This window comes from Limnohabitans sp. (assembly GCF_031539175.1).
Taxonomy (GTDB): domain Bacteria; phylum Pseudomonadota; class Gammaproteobacteria; order Burkholderiales; family Burkholderiaceae_C; genus Limnohabitans.
In genome coordinates, this window is the sequence record NZ_JAVKLQ010000032.1 from 39,443 (window position 1) to 52,914 (window position 13,472).

The 13,472-nt window shown below is 58.0% G+C and carries 11 protein-coding genes; 5 read left to right on the top strand and 6 right to left on the bottom strand.

Annotated elements, in window-relative coordinates:
* Positions 1–14: 14 nt before the first annotated feature.
* Together RMS95_RS05570 and RMS95_RS05575 are read right to left on the bottom strand one after the other, a co-directional pair.
* Positions 15–854 (bottom strand): ChbG/HpnK family deacetylase, encoded by an 840-nt coding sequence (locus tag RMS95_RS05570; protein ID WP_310644314.1) that lies wholly within the window; start codon positions 852–854, stop codon positions 15–17.
* On the bottom strand, positions 851–1,792 hold the full coding sequence (locus tag RMS95_RS05575) for a LysR family transcriptional regulator (protein WP_310644316.1): 942 nt from the start codon (positions 1,790–1,792) through the stop codon (positions 851–853). Before RMS95_RS05575 ends, RMS95_RS05570 begins: the two co-directional genes overlap by 4 nt.
* A gap of 54 nt (positions 1,793–1,846) precedes the next feature.
* On the opposite strand from RMS95_RS05575, the gene RMS95_RS05580 reads away from it, so the two are divergent.
* From RMS95_RS05580 to RMS95_RS05590, 3 genes are all read left to right on the top strand, one after another.
* Positions 1,847–2,875 (top strand): SLAC1 anion channel family protein, encoded by a 1,029-nt coding sequence (locus tag RMS95_RS05580; RefSeq protein WP_310644318.1) that lies wholly within the window; start codon positions 1,847–1,849, stop codon positions 2,873–2,875.
* A 130-nt stretch (positions 2,876–3,005) separates the two neighbouring features.
* On the top strand, positions 3,006–5,225 hold the full coding sequence (locus tag RMS95_RS05585) for a malate synthase G (RefSeq protein ID WP_310644320.1): 2,220 nt from the start codon (positions 3,006–3,008) through the stop codon (positions 5,223–5,225).
* A 105-nt stretch (positions 5,226–5,330) separates the two neighbouring features.
* On the top strand, positions 5,331–5,726 hold the full coding sequence (locus RMS95_RS05590) for a hypothetical protein (protein ID WP_310644322.1): 396 nt from the start codon (positions 5,331–5,333) through the stop codon (positions 5,724–5,726).
* On the opposite strand, the gene RMS95_RS05595 is transcribed toward RMS95_RS05590, so the two are convergent.
* A complete protein-coding gene (locus RMS95_RS05595) occupies positions 5,692–6,903 on the bottom strand; it encodes an FAD-binding domain-containing protein (RefSeq protein ID WP_310644324.1) in 1,212 nt (403 codons plus the stop codon). The two genes, RMS95_RS05590 and RMS95_RS05595, sit on opposite strands and share 35 nt — an antisense overlap.
* Before the next feature lie 47 nt (positions 6,904–6,950).
* Between RMS95_RS05595 and RMS95_RS05600 the strand changes: the two genes are divergently transcribed.
* Together RMS95_RS05600 and RMS95_RS05605 are read left to right on the top strand one after the other, a co-directional pair.
* On the top strand, positions 6,951–8,426 hold the full coding sequence (locus RMS95_RS05600) for an MFS transporter (protein WP_310644326.1): 1,476 nt from the start codon (positions 6,951–6,953) through the stop codon (positions 8,424–8,426).
* A gap of 56 nt (positions 8,427–8,482) precedes the next feature.
* On the top strand, positions 8,483–9,262 hold the full coding sequence (locus RMS95_RS05605; RefSeq protein WP_310644329.1) for a class II glutamine amidotransferase: 780 nt from the start codon (positions 8,483–8,485) through the stop codon (positions 9,260–9,262).
* A 5-nt stretch (positions 9,263–9,267) separates the two neighbouring features.
* On the opposite strand, the gene gshB is transcribed toward RMS95_RS05605, so the two are convergent.
* The 3 genes from gshB to gshA are packed head-to-tail and all read right to left on the bottom strand — an operon-like array spanning position 9,268 to position 13,394.
* Positions 9,268–10,215: a glutathione synthase gene (gene gshB, locus RMS95_RS05610; RefSeq protein WP_310644330.1), complete on the bottom strand. Its 948-nt coding sequence runs from the start codon at positions 10,213–10,215 to the stop codon at positions 9,268–9,270.
* Positions 10,216–10,218: 3 nt separating this feature from the next.
* On the bottom strand, positions 10,219–12,090 hold the full coding sequence (locus RMS95_RS05615; RefSeq protein WP_310644331.1) for a potassium transporter Kup: 1,872 nt from the start codon (positions 12,088–12,090) through the stop codon (positions 10,219–10,221).
* An 8-nt stretch (positions 12,091–12,098) separates the two neighbouring features.
* The gene (gene gshA, locus RMS95_RS05620) at positions 12,099–13,394 is read right to left on the bottom strand and encodes a glutamate--cysteine ligase (protein ID WP_104798113.1); all 1,296 of its coding nucleotides are present in this window, start codon (positions 13,392–13,394) and stop codon (positions 12,099–12,101) included.
* Positions 13,395–13,472 lie beyond the last annotated feature (78 nt).

Sequence of the window (13,472 nt, forward strand, 5' to 3'; positions counted from 1 at the left end):
GCAAAAGTGCGCGGTTAAATCGAGGCCATGGGCTGGCCGCTACCGCGCACCAAGCGAACACCAGCGTCGCGCAAATCTTGCACGAAATCGTGGCTGGCCAAATAGGAAAACTCTCGGGCGCGCGCGGGACCGATCTCGTCATCCGCGTGCGCCGACGCAGCAGGGTGGCACATGATGATGGCGGGGTGTGCCGGGGCATCGGGCAAATCAGCCAACCAGCCACGCATGCGGTTTGCATAGTCGGCCACGTTGCCGTCAAACGCGTAGGCGCCCGACAAGGGGCTGACCGTAGGCCAGTGGTGATCGTCCGCCCAAGCCTGTAAGGTTTTGGAGCCCATCGTGGAGATCACACGCGCTTTAAACCCCGCTTGTGCCACGTTGGAAATACGCAGCCACGGACGCGGCGCAGCGCGGCCGTAGCGGCGCAACAGCACCTCGAACAGCGCATCACGCAAACCCGCAAATTGGTGCACATGCTGGTGGCCATCGATGTGGTCTGGCGCAGCGTGCCAATGTTGCTCAAAGGCATCGAGTTGGCGCTCGATCTCATCACGCAAGACTTGGACATCGAAGCGGCGCAGCGCAGCACGGCGCATCACCGTGCTCAAAGCCCCACCAAAACCGGCGCTTTGGGCAAAGCTGCTGGTCCAGTCCAAATGCAAGCCCACGTCCAAGCGGCCACGCAGGTCTCGCAATGCGGGTGCGTCCTCTACCCAACGGGGGGAAAGCGTCATCACGCTGGTGGCGCTCAAACGGCCTAGCACCACCAAAGCCACGATGCCTTGCGATGTAGGCGCGTTGACTGCGTAGTCATCGGCGCAAAGCACCACGTCTCGGATGGACTGGGCACTCATGCGGCCGCACTCCAATAAGTGGCTTGGCCGTAGTGATCTTTGAGAAAGTCAATCCACAAGCGCAACCGCAATGGCAGGTGCTTGCGCTGCGAAAAAATGGCATAAATACCATTCGGCGGCGCCGCAAAGTCATCCAACAGCGTGACCAATTGGCCACTGCTCACCTCAGCCTCGACCTCCCAGGTGCTGCGCCATGCGATGCCATAACCCGCCATGCACCAATCGTGCAGCACTTGGCCATCGGAGCAATCCATCGGACCACTGGGGCGCAAGTGAATCACCTCATGGCCGGCGACCTCACCGCCTTTGGCCGAAGTGGGCGCACGAAAGGCCCAGCCACGGGTTTGCGACGCATCGCTGGACAAGGTGAGGCAGTGAAAGCGCATCAAGTCATGTGGCGTTTGTGGCGTGCCGTAGCGCTTCAAAAACTCAGGGGTGGCCACGCACAGGCGACGGTTGTCAGCCATGCGCACGCTGACCAGCGACGAGTCGGGCAAATCGCCCACGCGCACAGCGCAGTCAAAGCCCTCGGCGGCCAAGTCAACCACACGGTCGCTGAGGTTGAGCGACACCGTCACATCGGGATGCATGGTGTGAAATTTGGGCACCAGTGGCGCCACATGACGCCGACCAAACCCAGCCGGCGCGGTGATGCGCAAATGGCCGCTGGCTTTCAAGCCGCCTGCGCTGACGCTGGCTTCGGCGTTGGCCACCTCGGCCAACAAACGTTGGCAGTCTTCCAAAAAGGCGGTGCCTTCATGCGTGAGCGTGATGCGCCGTGTGGTGCGCACCAAAAGCTTGACGCCCAAGTGCGCTTCGAGGCTGTCCAAACGTCGGCCCATGATGGCGGGTGCCACGCCCTCGGCGACAGCGGCCGCAGTCAAGCTGCCCTTTTGGGCCACCGACACGAAGGACTCGAAGACTTTGAGTTTGTCCATGCCGTCGATTATCCACGCGAGGCCTCTGAGAAGCCCACGCCTAAAATCGGCCACATGAACGCCACCACCCCCAACGTCCGCACCCCATGGGCGCACCACGCCATCGCACGCTTGGCGCATCTGAGCCCCGCTTGGTTTGTGTTGGTCATGGGATGGTGCGGCTTGGCTCAAGCTTGGCTGCGCGCCACCGATGTGCTGGGCGACATGGCGCTGGGCATGAGCTTGGTCTCGGGAGCCTTTGCCCTGCTGATTTTTGCCATTCTCTGCGTGGCTTGCCTGGTGCGACTCAACACCCACAAAACTGCCGTGCAAGTCGACCTGAAGCACCCCGTGCGCCATGCGTTCATGGCCACGCTGCCGATTTCGCTGATGCTGCTCTCGACCTTGGTCGCAGGATTGTTTTGGAATGTCCACCCGTGGCTGGACCAGCTGCTGCGCACGACGTGGTTGCTGGGCTCTCTGTTGGAGTTGGCAGCCACCGTGTGGGTCTTGGGTCGCTGGCTTCGCGCCAAAGAACAAGGCGGCTTGCAATGGGCCACCTTCACACCTGTGCTGTTCATCCCCGTGGTGGGCAATGTGCTGGCCCCCTTGGGCGGCGTGACGATGGGGTTTGCGCCTTGGGCCACCGCACAATTTGGCATCGGTCTGCTGCTGTGGCCCGTGCTGCAAACCTTGCTCATCGTGCGCTTGGTGCAAGCGGGTCCGTTGCCTGAGCGCATGAGCCCTGCGCTGTTCATCACCGTGGTCCCGCCGTCCATCATTGGGCTCGACATGTTGCAACTCAATGCCCTCATGCCCGTGGTGTGGGCCCTGTGGGGCGTAGGCCTGTTCTTTTTGATGTGGGCCATGACACAGCTCGACACCATCCGCTCACAGCCTTTTGGGATGGGGCATTGGGGCATGAGCTTTCCGTTGGCCGCCTTTACCACCTTGACCTTGCGACTGAGCAGCGCCCCCGAGGGGACCTGGCTACAGCTGCCCGCGACGGCCCTTTTGGCCATCACCTTTTTGGTGATTTTGGGGCTGACTTTGGGCACTTGGCGCGGTCTGCGCGCGGGCACGCTGTTGGTCGCCGAAGGCTGATTAGGCATCTAGAAGTCACGACATCTGAAAAATTTAGCCACGCAATACGAGCGTGGCTTTGACCTAAGATTCGTCTTGAATTTTTGTTTTTGAGATCTGTATTTTTGAAACTACCTGAGAGAGTTGACCCATGACCCAAAACACCACACCACGCACGCAAATTCACAGCCTGCAAGTGGCCACCCAGTTGCAAGACTTCATCAACACCCAAGTGTTGCCAGACACCGGTGTGAGCCAAGACAAATTCTGGAGCGGCTTTGATGCCATCGTGCAAGACTTGGCCCCCAAAAACATCGCCTTGTTGGCAGAGCGTGATCGAATCCAACTGGAAATGGATGCTTGGCACAAAAAGAACCCCGGCCCCATCAAGAAGATGAAGGCCTACCGCGCCTTCCTTGAAAAAATCGGCTACCTCGTGCCACAGCCTGACAAAGTCAAAGCCACCACCAAGAACGTGGACGCTGAATTGGCCTTGCAAGCTGGCCCCCAATTGGTGGTGCCCGTCTTGAATGCCCGCTACGCCTTGAACGCTGCCAACGCACGTTGGGGCTCGTTGTATGACGCCCTGTACGGCACCGATGCTTTGCCAGAAACCAACGGCGCTGAAAAAGGCAAAGGCTACAACCCCGTGCGCGGTGCCAAAGTGATCGAGTACGCACGCTATGTGCTGGACCGCACGGCCCCACTGAAGAGCGGCTCGCACATCGATTCCACCGGCTACACCGTGGTGGGTGGCGAGTTGGTCGTGTCCTTGAAAAATGGCAAGACCACCAAGCTGGCCAAAGCCGCGCAATTCATCGGTTTCCAAGGCGATACGGCTGCCCCCTCGTCGGTGCTGTTGCAACACAACGGCCTGCATTTGGACATCCAAATCAACCGCAACACCGCCATTGGCGCGTCTGATGCAGCGGGCGTGAGCGATTTGATCGTGGAAGCCGCCTTGTCCACCATCTTGGACTTGGAAGACTCCGTGGCCGTGGTCGATGCCGAAGACAAAGTGCTGGCCTACGGCAACTGGTTGGGCATCGTCAAAGGCACTTTGACCGAGGCTGTCGAGAAAAATGGCAAGACCTTCACCCGCGGCCTCAACGCTGACCGCGTGTATACCGGCAAAGACGGCCAGCCCGTCAAGCTGCATGGCCGCTCGTTGCTGTTCTTGCGCAACGTGGGTCACCTGATGACCAACCCCGCCATTTTGTACACCGGCAAAGACGGCGCCACCCACGAGATCCCCGAAGGCATCATGGATGCGGTGATCACCACCACCATCGCCCTGCATGACTTGCAAGGCCACGGCAAAGACGGCATTCGCAACTCGCGCACGGGCTCGGTCTACATCGTGAAACCCAAAATGCACGGCCCCGCTGAAGTGGCGTTTGCCGCTGAGTTGTTTGGTCGCGTCGAGAAGGTTTTGGGTTTGGCTGACAGCACCGTCAAGCTGGGCATCATGGACGAAGAGCGCCGCACCAGCGTGAACTTGAAAGCCTGTATCGCCGCTGCGGCCAGCCGCGTGGCGTTCATCAACACCGGCTTCCTCGACCGAACCGGCGACGAAATGCACACCGCCATGTACGCCGGCCCCATGATGCGCAAGGGCGACATGAAGTCCAGCGCGTGGATTCAAGCCTACGAAAAGAACAACGTGCTGGTCGGTTTGTCATGCGGCTTGCGCGGCAAAGCGCAAATCGGCAAAGGCATGTGGGCCATGCCCGACTTGATGGCCGAAATGCTGAAGCAAAAAATTGGTCACCCCAAAGCCGGTGCCAACACCGCTTGGGTGCCAAGCCCCACCGCCGCCGTGTTGCACGCCATGCATTACCACCAAGTCAAAGTGGTGGACGTGCAAAAAGAGTTGGAAAAAGTCGACTACAGCAAGGTGCGCGATGGCATCTTGGACGACTTGCTGCAAGTGCCCGTGGTGGCCAAGCCCAAGTGGAAAGACGCCGACAAGCAACAAGAGTTGGACAACAACGTGCAAGGCATCTTGGGCTATGTGGTGCGCTGGATCGACCAAGGCGTGGGCTGCTCGAAAGTGCCAGACATCCACAACGTGGGCTTGATGGAAGACCGCGCCACGCTGCGTATTTCTAGCCAACACATCGCCAACTGGTTGTTGCACGGCGTGGTGACACCTGCTGAAGTGAAAGCCACGTTCAAGCGCATGGCGTCTGTGGTGGACAAGCAAAACGCGGGCGACCCGTTGTACCAAAAGATGGCCGGCCGCTTCAGCAAGAGCGCTGCCTACCAAGCCGCCCTCGACTTGGTGTTCAAAGGCAAAGAACAGCCCAGCGGCTACACCGAGCCATTGCTGCACGCTTGGCGCCTGAAGGTCAAGGCTGGCGAGGCGTAATCTGCCTGCGTTTTGACCTTGCGCAAACGGCTCCTTCGGGAGCCGTTTTTCATGGGCGCTCGGCACTATGATTCGGCATACTTTTCACTTCTTTCGAGAAACACCATGACCGCCCCTTTTGCCCAAAATTTGATCCGCGTCGCCTTGCGCTCTTTGATGGGCTTGGTGCTCATCGTCGCGTTGATAGCGGGCGGCTACCTGCTGTTTGCTTATCACTTCACCTACTCCAAGGGCGAGAGCGTGGGCTACGTGCAAAAGCTGTCCTACAAAGGTTGGGTCTGCAAAACATGGGAGGGCGAACAAGTTCGTGCCTTAGCCAACATGCCGACCATTCCCGAGAAGTTCACCTTCACAGTGCGTGACACCGCGATTGCCGATCAAATCAACGCGCACATCGGCCAAAAAGTGGTGCTCGAGTATGAGCAACATCAAGGCTTGCCGGAGTGCTTCGGCGAAACCCAGCACTTCATCGTGGCAATTCGCTTGGCCCCTGGCGAGTAAGCGGCGACACCAATTGCTGCAAGTGGCGCACGTCTTTGGTGACTTGCGTCCACCATTTGAAAAATGAGTCTTGTGGTTTTTCCAACTGCTTGAACAAGCGCGGCGCGGGGCGTTGCACCAAGTTGACACGCGCCAGCTCGGGCAAACGCAAATGGGCCACCGTGTGCACCTGCGCAGCCGTTGACAAGGCCAAGGCCACCTCTTGCCGCGTGCCGAACCAACGCTGGGACGCGAGATGCGACATGCGCTCCCCAACAAACTGCCAACGCATCACGTTCCAAGGCTGGGCCCACGCCAAGTCAGACCAAACAACGGCGACACACACCACATCGTCAGGCAAATCCGAGGGCATGTCTGCCAAATGCCAGGGGTGTACCAACCACACCGTTTTGTTCAGCACGTCGTGATGGGCAGGCGTGGTGAATCCCAAATGTTCGGGGGGGTGTGACACAACGGCGGGCTCTTCGCAGGGCTCGCTCTCTCGACGTTCATGCGCCACGGTGGCACGGTTGTTCGCCAGCAACTCGATGACGTCGTAACTCGCATCCAACACGGTACCGGGGCTGTGCCAAGACGGTGGCGCAAATTTTTCCAAGCTCTCCGCATTGAACAAATACGGCTTGCTGCTGCTGGTGCCCGCGATCCACTGCCAACTCAAATAGTTGCTGGCCAAGTCGCCATCGAGCAAATGGCTGTAGAGCCAATCGGCGGCGACGCGCCAATGCACTTTGCGGAAATGCACCAAATAGCTGGCCAGCCACATGCGCGCGTGGTTGTGCAAATAGCCTGTGGCATAGAGCGAGCGCACCGCTTGGTCAATCACCGGCACATGGGTACACGCGGTACGCACATCGTCGGGTACCGAATCGCTGTAGGCGTCATCGGGTAGCACACCGGCGTGCAAAGACTGCGCAATGCCATCGCCCAAGTGGGCATGTAAATGTTGGTAGTACTCCCGCCAGCCCAATTCAAACAACAGCTTGTGCTGCACACCCAAACGATGCTGCTTGTACATGGCCAAGGCCACCTCAGGCACGCTCAAAAATCCGTGGGTCAAATAAGGCGATAAACCCGTGACCGCGCCATCCAACGCATTGCGCGTCTGGGCATAGTCTCTGGGGTTGACCTGGGCTAACCGCTCCTGAGCGGCGTGGGGCGTGGGAAGAAATGCGTGCATGTCGTTTTTGTCAATTGTGCCTTGCCCGCGTGGCTACACTTGGTTGCATGCACGCACCAGGCTCACTCGCCGACCTCCAAAGCCGCTATGGCACGCGTCACCGCTGGCTGATGTTGACCACGGTGATGATCGGCTCCATGGCGGCCATCATGTCGTCCACCATCATGAACGTGGGCATTCCCGGCTTGAGTTTGCACTTTGGCATTGGCCAAGAACAAGCACAGTGGGTGAGCTCCAGCTTCATGGTGGCCATGACCGTGTCGATGCTCACCACCCCTTGGTTGCTGGCACGCTTTGGCTATCGCACCACCTATTACGGCTGCATGTGGCTGCTGATGACCGCAGGCATAGGCGGTGGACTGGCCACCGACTACAACTGGGTGCTGGTGGCGCGGGTCAGCGAAGGCCTCGCCGCAGGCGTGGTGCAACCCATTCCCGCCATCATCATCTTGCGCGCTTTTGACAATGCCGAACAAGGGCGTGCCAACAGCTTTTTCGGCATGGGCGTGGTGCTGGCGCCCGCTATTGGGCCCAGCATTGGCGGCATTTTGGTGGATTGGATGAGCTGGCGCTCCTTGTTTTTCATGGTGATTCCGTTTTGCTTGGCCTCCCTCTGGATGGCCAAACGCTACGTCCCCGTCACCGCGCCCGGCGGCGTGAGCGCCAACCATGGCAAACCCACGCTCGATGTAGGCGGACTCACCCTCGCCACCGTGGGCACTTTGTGCCTGCTCAATGGCTTGGTGCTGCTGCACAGCGGCCAGTGGGTCACCTCCGCGTGGTTGATTGCTGGCGCTTTGTTGTGCATCGCGAGCTTCATCGGATGGCAGCGTCTGCAAGCCCAACGCGGTGGCCTGCCTTTGATGAATTTGACGCTGTTCAACCACCGCCCCTTCGCCATGGGAACGCTGGTGGCCTTCATCTACGGCATTGCCATGTTTGGGTCGACCTATTTGATCCCCGTGTATTTGCAGCTGGGGCTTGGGCTGTCGCCGAGTCATGTGGGCACCTTGATGCTGCCTTCTGGCTTGTTACTCGCGTTGACCATCGCCGTGGTGGGGCGCTATGCCAGCACACACCCGACACATTTGTTTGTGAGCTTTGGCTTGTCACTGCTGGCGCTGTCGTTCGCCCTGATGGTGCTGGTCAATTTACAAACGGCGCTGTGGGTCTTGGTGGCATTGGCAATTTTGGGACGCATCGGATTGGGGTTCATCTTGCCGTCGCTCAACATGGGTGCCATGCGCTCGCTGCATGCCAGCCTGATTCCACAGGGCGCGAGTGCCATTAATTTTTTACGCATGTTGGGCGGCGCGGCGGGCGTCAGCTTGTGCGGCATTCTGTTGGAATGGCGCTTGGCGGTGCACGGCGACACATTGGGCAACACCGCCACCTCGGCCGCTAGACTGGCGGCTTTTGACGATGTCTTTTTGATGCTGGCCGCCGTGTGCGCCTTCGCGTTGATTGCCGCTTGGCAGATTCGCGAACCGCGTGTGCAGCGCCATGACGACACGGCGCCGTGATCAGCGCCTGAACCCGCACCTTTTGCCACTTCAATTTTCTTCACCAAGCTCTCACCATGTGCCAACTGCTAGGCCTCAACTGCAACAACCCAACCGACGCCACGTTCAGCTTCAGTGGCTTTGCACAACGTGCCGGCGTGACCGATCACCACGCAGACGGCTGGGGCATTGCATTTTTTGAAGGGTCAGAACAAGACCGAGGATTGCGTCATTTCATTGACCACTTGCCTGCCAGCAACTCCCCCGTGGCAGAGCTGATTCGCAAATACCCCATCAAGAGTCGCAACGTCATTGCACACATCCGAAAGGCCACACAAGGCGTCGTGGCGCTGGAGAACTGCCACCCATTTGTGCGCGAACTTTGGGGGCGTTATTGGGTGTTCGCCCACAACGGCAACCTTGAAAATTACAAACCCAACTTGCACGGCAACTTCAAACCCGTGGGCCACACCGACAGCGAAGAAGCGTTTTGTTGGTTGATGCAAGAGATGGCCAAATCACATGCCAGCGTGCCCACCACCGAAGAGCTCACCCTGACCTTGCGCGAGTTGGTGCCACAGATCGCCAAGCATGGCACCTTTAACTTCTTGCTCTCCAACGGGCAGGCGCTGTGGGCCCATGCCTCCACGCACCTCTGGTACATCGAGCGTCAATACCCGTTTGCCAAGGCCACCTTGAGCGATCAGGACATGAGCATCAACTTCGCAGAGCATGCCAAAGCGGACGATCGTGTAGCGGTGGTGGTCACGGCGCCGCTCACCACCGATGAGGTGTGGACAGCATTCAAACCCGGGGAGTTGAAAGTGTTTGTCGAAGGCAAAAGCCAACGCGCTTGAGCGCCTTAAGCCGCGGCAGCTTCTAGGGCATCGATGAACATCGCGGCCACATCAAAGCCGGTTTGATCAAAGATTTCTTGGAAACACGTGGGGCTGGTGACGTTCACCTCGGTCAAGCAATCGCCAATCACATCGAGGCCCACCAGCAGCAAACCGCGCTCGGCCAACACGGGGCCCAGCGCTTGTGCAATGTCGCGGTCACGCGCAGAGATGGCTTGCGCCACGCCTTTGCCGCCCGCCGCTAAGTTGCCGCGCACTTCACCGCCCTGTGGAATGCGCGCCAAGCAAAACGGCACCACTTGACCACCGATGACGAGCACGCGTTTGTCGCCTTGCTCAATGGCGGGAATGAACTTTTGCACCATCACGGTTTGAGCGCCGTCTCGGTTGAGGGTTTCGATGATGGCGCCCAAGTTCAAGCCATCGTCTTTCACACGGAAGATGCCCATGCCACCCATGCCATCGAGTGGCTTCAAAATGATGTCACGATGCTGCGCATGAAAAGCGCGAATGGCGTCAGCACTGCGGGTGACCAAGGTGGGGCTGATGAAGCGTTCAAACTCCAAGATCGCCAACTTTTCAGGATGGTCGCGTAGCGCGCGCGGCTTGTTGAACACCTTGGCACCTTCTCGCTCAGCTTGCTCCAACAAGTGGGTGGCGTAGAAGTATTCGCTGTCAAAAGGCGGGTCCTTGCGCATCACAATGGCGTCCACGCTGTGCAACGCGCAATGCGCGTCCACACTTTGCACCTCGAACCACACTGTCGCGTCGCCTGTCAAACGCACGTGTTGCACGCGTGCTGTGACTTTTTGACCGCTTTGCCACACGATGTCTTGTGGCTCGCACGCCAACACCTGATGGCCCCGTTTTTGCGCCTCGCGCATCATGGCGAAGGTGGTGTCCTTGTAAATTTTGAAGGACGACAACGGGTCAGCGACGAACAGAATGTGCATGGGTTAGATCTCGATCTTGCTGCCCAACTCGACCACCGAGTTGCTCGGCAAGTTCAAGAAGTCCGCAGCCGAGCTGGCGTTGAGATGCATTTGTGCAAAGATTTTTTCACGCCATGGCGCCATGCCCGTACCAATCGTTGGCACGATGCTGTCACGCGACAAAAAGTAGCTGGTGGTCATCGGATTCACCTCGCAGCCCATGCCACGCAAATGCGTCAAAGCGCCTGGCACATCGGGGTTGTCTTTGAAACCGTAATGGATCACCACTTGCCAGCATTCATTGGCCAACGGTGTGATGACCAAGCGTTCGTTCTCTGCGATCCAAGGCACTTCGTGGTTTTGCACGTTCACAAACAAGTTTTGTTTGTGCAGCACTTTGTTGTGCTTGAGGTTGTGCAGCAAAGCGTTAGGGACTGAACCTTTGCCGGTGGTCAAGAACACCGCGGTGCCTTCAACACGCGTAGGCGGAGACAAAAAGACGGCCTCTAAGAAGCTGTCCAAATCCAGGGCCTCTTCTTTGCGAATGTCATTGAGCAATTCACGACCATCGCGCCAAATCAGCATGAGCATCATGATGAAGGCGGCGATCAACAGCGGGAACCAACCCCCGTCAAACAACTTGAGCAAGTTGGACGCCCAGAAGGTCAAGTCGATGACAAAGAAAAAGCCGGTCGCGCCCAAGCACATCCAGAGCGGGTATTTCCAGCTGTAGCGAATCACAAAGAACGTCAACACGGTGGTGATCAGCATGTCGGTACACACCGCAATGCCATAAGCCGCCGCCAAATTGCTAGACGACTTGAACATCACCACGGCCAACACGATGACAGCAAACAAGCCCCAGTTCACAAAGGGGATGTAGATTTGGCCGGTGTCTTTGACGCTGGTGTGCAGCACTTGCAAACGCGGCAAAAAGCCCATTTGCACCACTTGCTTGGTGACGCTGAACGCACCTGAAATCAAGGCTTGCGAGGCGATCACCGTGGCCGCCGTGGCCAACAACACCAAAGGCAACAGTAACCAGTCAGGGGCCATGTTGAAGAACGGGTTAGAAACCGCATCCGGATCACTCAACAGCAGCGCGCCTTGGCCAAAGTAATTCAAAGTCAACGAGGGCATGACGACCGTGAACCATGCCATGCGGATGGGCTTTTTGCCAAAGTGGCCCATGTCCGCATACAAGGCCTCACCGCCCGTCACGCACAACACCACAGCGCCCAAAATCAAGAAGGTCACCGCAGGCTCTGCAAAGATAAAACGCAAAGCATGGTGCGGACTGATGGCCCACAAAATCTCAGGATGCGATGCGATGTGGTACAGACCCAAAGCCGCAATCGCCATGAACCAAATCACGGTGATCGGTCCGAAGAATTTGCCAATACCGCTGGTGCCACGCTTTTGGACGGCAAACAAGCCAAACAAAATCACAATGGTGAGCGGAATCACATACTTCTTAAAGGCCGGCGAAACCACCTCCAAGCCTTCCACCGCAGACAGCACCGAAATGGCAGGGGTGATGACACCATCGCCATAAAACAAACAGGTGCCAAAAATACCCACGATCAGCATGCGTTGTCGCAGTTTGGGCTTGTCTTTGACGGACATTGAGGCCAGCGCCAGCATCGCCACCAAGCCCCCTTCACCATGGTTGTCAGCGCGCAGCACCAACACCACGTACTTGATGGACACGATGATGGTCAGCGTCCAAAAGAAGATGGACAAGATGCCAAAAATATTGTCGGGTGTGAACTGCACATGGCCAGACCCAAATACCTCTTTCATGGCATACAGCACACTGGTGCCGATGTCCCCATAGACCACGCCAATGGCGCCCAAGGTCAGCGCCGCGAGCGACGATTTAGCGTGTTGTTCCATGAAAAATCTCAGTCGTAATTTTCAGCTTCGGGGTCAGTCGCTTCCAGCTCGTAGCTGGCGGCCAACATCGCAAGGCGTCCAATGACGCCGTACATATAAAAGCGATTCGGGGTGCTGGCACCCGGCTTCATGCCTGGTTGCGGCGTGTGGGCGCTTTGCTCGAAAGCCAAGGGTACAAAACTGGCACCGGGGGCGTTGAGGTTTTCGTCCACACCACGCTCGGCGTGCACACGGTAAAAGCCGCCCACAACGTAGCGATCCATCATGTAGACCACCGGCTCGGCCACCGCGTCGTTGACGCGTTCGTTGGTCAACACGCCTTCTTGGATGATGACTTGGTTCACCGACTGGCCATCTTTGACCACGCTCATTTTGTTGCGCGTTTTGCGGTTGAGGACATCCAAGTCTTTCACGTCGCGCACGGTCATGATGCCCATGCCATACGTGCCGTTGTCTGCCTTCACCACCACAAACGGCTTTTCATTGATGCCGTACTCTTTGTATTTACGCTTGATCTTGGTCAGCAAGGCGTCCACATTGGTCTGCAAACACTCCATGCCCGTGCCTTCGGCAAAGTTGACTTCGCCGCATTGGTTGAACATGGGATTGATCAGCCAAGGGTCGATGCCCAACAGCTTGCCAAAGCGCTTGGCGACCTCTTCGTAGCACTCAAAGTGCTTGCTCTTGCGGCGCACGCTCCAGCCCGCATGCAGTGGCGGCAACAGGTGCTGCTCGTGCAAGTCTTCCAAAATGCCGGGAATGCCCGCGCTCAAATCGTTGTTGAGCAAGATGGTGCACGGGTCAAAGTCTTTCAAACCCACACGGCGAGCGCCACGGATCACAGGCTCCAAGGTGACGCTGTCGCCATTGGGCAAGTTGATGGTGGTGTTTTCTTTGATCTCGGGGTTGATGGACCCAATGCGCACATTCAAACCAGCCATGTGGAAGATGCGCTGCAACTGCGCCACGTTCGACAAATAAAACGTGTTGCGCGTGTGGTTCTCGGGAATCAGCAGCAAGTTGCGTGCTTCAGGGCAAATCTTTTCGATCGCGGCCATGGCCGCTTGCACCGCCAAGGGCAGCATCTCAGGCGTCAGGTTGTTCCAGCCGCCGGGATAGAGGTTGGTGTCCACGGGCGCCAGCTTGAAGCCAGCGTTACGCACGTCGACCGAACTGTAAAAAGGCGGCGTGTGCTCCATCCATTCCAGACGAAACCAGCGCTCAATGGCAGGCATGGAGTCGAGAATGCGCTGCTCAAGCTCGTTGATGGGGCCGGTGAGGGCCGTGATGAGATGGGGAACCATGGTGTCCTTCTTGATGGAGCGCAATTCTAGGCCGTTAGGGCACCTCACTCATTAGAGGCGCAACCCAAGTACCGGACG

Bases quoted from the DNA above. Each gene is read 5' to 3' on its own strand.
- RMS95_RS05570 (WP_310644314.1), bottom strand. From the start codon at position 854: ATGAGTGCCCAGTCCATCCGAGACGTGGTGCTTTGCGCCGATGACTAC.
- RMS95_RS05575 (WP_310644316.1), bottom strand. From the start codon at position 1,792: ATGGACAAACTCAAAGTCTTCGAGTCCTTCGTGTCGGTGGCCCAAAAG.
- RMS95_RS05580 (WP_310644318.1), top strand. From the start codon at position 1,847: ATGAACGCCACCACCCCCAACGTCCGCACCCCATGGGCGCACCACGCC.
- RMS95_RS05585 (WP_310644320.1), top strand. From the start codon at position 3,006: ATGACCCAAAACACCACACCACGCACGCAAATTCACAGCCTGCAAGTG.
- RMS95_RS05590 (WP_310644322.1), top strand. From the start codon at position 5,331: ATGACCGCCCCTTTTGCCCAAAATTTGATCCGCGTCGCCTTGCGCTCT.
- RMS95_RS05595 (WP_310644324.1), bottom strand. From the start codon at position 6,903: ATGCACGCATTTCTTCCCACGCCCCACGCCGCTCAGGAGCGGTTAGCC.
- RMS95_RS05600 (WP_310644326.1), top strand. From the start codon at position 6,951: ATGCACGCACCAGGCTCACTCGCCGACCTCCAAAGCCGCTATGGCACG.
- RMS95_RS05605 (WP_310644329.1), top strand. From the start codon at position 8,483: ATGTGCCAACTGCTAGGCCTCAACTGCAACAACCCAACCGACGCCACG.
- gshB (WP_310644330.1), bottom strand. From the start codon at position 10,215: ATGCACATTCTGTTCGTCGCTGACCCGTTGTCGTCCTTCAAAATTTAC.
- RMS95_RS05615 (WP_310644331.1), bottom strand. From the start codon at position 12,090: ATGGAACAACACGCTAAATCGTCGCTCGCGGCGCTGACCTTGGGCGCC.
- gshA (WP_104798113.1), bottom strand. From the start codon at position 13,394: ATGGTTCCCCATCTCATCACGGCCCTCACCGGCCCCATCAACGAGCTT.